Below are 3516 nucleotides of genomic sequence, written 5' to 3'. Positions count from 1 at the left end.
GCGGTGCCCATCCCGGTCGCCGTCAAGCTGTCGCCCTACTTCAGCGCGATGGGCGAGATGGCAGCGCGGCTCGTGGCGGCCGGGGCGAAGGGCCTGGTCCTCTTCAACCGCTTCTACCAGCCGGATTTCGACATCGACCGGATGGATGTCGCGCCGACCCTCGAGCTGAGCTCGCCGTCAGAGATCCGGCTGCCGCTGCTGTGGATCGCCGTGCTCCACGGCCGCGTGCAGGCGTCGCTGGCCGCGACCACGGGCGTGCACTCGCATGTCGAGGCAGCCAAGTACGTGCTGGCTGGCGCCGACGTCACGATGTCGACCTCGGCGGTGCTCAAGCACGGGCCATCAGCGCTCGGCATCATCCGCGACGACCTCGCGCGCTGGATGGATCGCAAGGGCTTCGACTCGCTGGCGCAGATCCGCGGCTCCATGAGCCAGGAGCGCGTGGCGTCGCCGTCGGCGTTCGAGCGCGCGAACTACATCAAGATCCTGCAGGGCTGGCGCGACTGAATGGCCACGGCCGCGTGAGGACACGCGGCCATCCCTCTGTTCAGGGCGCTGCGGAGATGCGGATGCGGCGGTACTCCATCTGCCCCCGGTCGGCCTCGAGGCCGATGGCGCCGCTGGGGGGGACCTTGAAGGCAGCCTCGATGACCTCGCCGTTGCAGGTGACCACCGCGGTGGCGCCCCTCACGGTGACCACCAGTTCGTTCCAGTCCTGCGGCTTGTAGGCCGCCGACTTCGTGTACGGCCCCGACAGCCGGTAATCGCGCACCTGCAACTGCGGCCCGCGCAGGAACACGCCGCCGTCGGCGAAGGGCGTCGCGCGGAACTCCAGCTTCAGCACGAAGTCGCCGTCGAAGGTCCTCGTGGTCCAGAGCTGCTGCACTTTGCGGTACTCGGGCGGCGCGGCGGCCACCACGCGGTCGCCCACGACCCGCCAGCGCCCATCGACGCTCGCCGTCCGGCCGTCGAAGGTGACGGGCTCGGCGACGAACGGCCACTGCGCCGCGTTCGGATCGGAGGCCTGCCATTTCGCCGCCATCGCCTTCTCTTGCTCGGTGGTGGCGCGATAGCCCCAGCCGGTCAGGTCGCGCCCGTTGAAGAGCGCCTCGAACCCGGGCTCGGCCGTGAAGGGCTGGCTGGACGGCGTCATCAGGCCGAGGGTCTCGAGCACCGGCCGCAACGCCGACGCCCAGCGCGCGTAGCCGGCGTCGTTCAGGTGGAGCAGGTCGGGGAACTCGGCGATCGGCGCGTCGCCCTCGGCGTCGGCCCACAGCCGCCAGGTCTCCACGGTGGTGACCTGCGGGTCGTTGCGCACCAGCGCCATCAGGCGCGCGTTGGTGTCCTTGATGATCGCGCTCGGGCGCTTCATCTTCGCCGAGCTCGGGAACACCTGGCACAGCACGACGGGCATGGCCGGATTGTGTGACCGCAGCGCGGCGAGAATCGCGCGGACGTTGCTCTCGACCACATCCGGGCGCGCGCCTTCCTCGAGATCGTTGGTGCCGATCAGCAGCACCACGCCCTTCGGACGCAGCACGAGCACGTCTTCCTGCAGGCGCAGCAGGACGCCCCGCGTCGTGTCGCCGCTGATGCCGCGATTGGCGACCTTCATGCCGGGGAAGGCGGCAGGCAGCCGGTCGTTCCAGCCCTGCGTGATCGAGTCGCCGAGCAGCACGACGGCGGCCTGGTCCTGCGCCACCTGCGTCGCCCACGTCGATCGCTTCTCGCGCCAGAGTTTCCGGAACCACGTGTAGCGGCGCAGCGGCCCCATGCCGGGCAGGCCGTCGTCGTTGGCAGGAATCTCGAAGCGATCGACGACCTGCGCGGGCGTGGCCACGGCCTGCGCCCTGGCTGGCGCGACAGGCACGAGCGGCAACAGCAACGCGACGACGAGCAGGGCCCGGCGGGCAGCATCACGGACTGGCGTCATGGCCGTCGAGCATAGCCGAGGACGGGGATCGCGTTGGCAAGGACGTCGCTTCAAGGCGTCGATGGCCAACTCGAACGGGCCACGGGATGGAGTCGGTCCGCTATCATGGCGCCTCGCCTCAGGAGGCCCGGTGAATCGTCTGTCTGCCCTTGCGGTCGCGGTGGCGTGCGCCACTGCCCTGTCCGTCGTGTCGCCCGTTCGCGTGGGCGCGCAATCGCCCGCACCGACCGTCGTCGCCATCAAGGCGGCTCGCTGGCTCGACGTGCGCGCCGGCCTCGTCGTCGACAACGCCGTGGTGGTCGTGCAGGACGGCACCATCCGCAGCGTCGGTGGCCCGGTGCCGTCCGGAGCGCAGGTGATCGACCTCGGCGACGTCACGCTCGCCCCAGGCCTCATCGATCTGCACACGCACATCACCTTCGACATCGAGGGCAACTGGGTGATGCGCGCGGTCACCGAAGGCACGGCCGACGAGGCCCTGCGCGGCGCGCGCAACGCCAGGGCCACGGTCGAGGCCGGGTTCACCACGGTGCGCAACCTGGGGAGCGGCAACTTTGCCGACATTGCGCTGGGGCGAGCCATCACCGCGGGCTTCGTGCCCGGTCCCCGCATCGTGAGCGCGGGGCACTCCATCGGCAGCACGGGCGGCCATTGCGACACCACGGGCTTCGCGCCGGGCCTGCTGGAACGGGACTGGCGGACGGGGGTCGCCGACGGTCCCGACGAGTTGATGAAGGCCGTGCGGTACCAGGCCAAGCATGGGGCGCAGGTGATCAAGATCTGCGCGACGGCGGGCGTGCTCTCGTTTGACGCCACCGTCGGCGCCCAGCAGTTGAGCGAGGCCGAGATGCAGGCCGTGGTCGAGGAAGCCACGCGCCACGGGCTCCGCGTCGCCGCTCACGCGCACGGCACCGCCGGCATCAAGGCCGCGGTCCGGGCGGGCGTCACCTCGATCGAGCACGGGTCCATCCTCGACGACGAGGCGATCGCGTTGATGAAGGGGCGCGGGACGTACCTGGTGCCGACGACGTACCTGGCCGACGCGATCGACAAGGGCGCGCTGCCCGCCCCGATTCGCGCCAAGGCCGAGTCGGTGCTGCCGGTCATGCGCGAGAGCCTGCGCAAGGCCATCGGCGCCGGCGTGAAGGTGGCCTTCGGTACCGATGCCGCCGTCTACCCGCACGGGCACAATGCGCGCGAACTGGCGGTCTACGTGAAGCTGGGCATGACGCCGATCCAGGCGATCCGTAGCGCGACGACCGTCGCGGCCGAGGCGCTCGGCGTGACCGACCGCGGCGCAATCGAGACCGGCCTGCTGGCCGACATCATCGCGGTCGGTGGCGATCCGCTACGCGACGTGAAGTCGTTCGAGGACATCCGCTTCGTGATGGCGGCAGGACGCGTGGTGAAGGCGCCGAAGTAGCGGCAGTCGGCAGTCGGCAGTCGGCAGGCCGGAGACCTTCCGCCCCCCGCGCGGGACTGCGATACTGCAGGCGTGACCCGACTGCGATTCGCCAGGGGGATGGGCATGCCTGCGGGCGTGCTCGCGACTGCGCTCTGCTTCCTGGCGCCGGCGGCAGCCC

2 protein-coding genes and 1 pseudogene are annotated in these 3516 nt (G+C 70.7%); 2 read left to right on the top strand and 1 reads right to left on the bottom strand.

Going from position 1 to position 3516, the window contains the following annotated elements; translation table 11 throughout:
- Positions 1-507, top strand: a pseudogene (locus ACIRDX_RS21740) (dihydroorotate dehydrogenase-like protein); the annotation flags it as partial.
- Between the two features lie 40 nt (positions 508-547).
- Here ACIRDX_RS21740 and ACIRDX_RS21735 read toward each other — a convergent pair.
- A complete protein-coding gene (locus ACIRDX_RS21735) occupies positions 548-1933 on the bottom strand; it encodes a GDSL-type esterase/lipase family protein (protein WP_396627517.1) in 1386 nt (461 codons plus the stop codon).
- Between the two features lie 130 nt (positions 1934-2063).
- Between ACIRDX_RS21735 and ACIRDX_RS21730 the strand changes: the two genes are divergently transcribed.
- A complete protein-coding gene (locus ACIRDX_RS21730; RefSeq protein WP_396627516.1) occupies positions 2064-3356 on the top strand; it encodes an amidohydrolase family protein in 1293 nt (430 codons plus the stop codon).
- The last annotated feature ends 160 nt before the right edge of the window (positions 3357-3516 follow it).

This window comes from Luteitalea sp., from assembly GCF_044337415.1.
Classification (GTDB): domain Bacteria; phylum Acidobacteriota; class Vicinamibacteria; order Vicinamibacterales; family Vicinamibacteraceae; genus Luteitalea.
The sequence above is the reverse complement of the archived record's forward strand: the minus strand, read 5'-3'. Positions and strand labels throughout refer to the sequence as shown.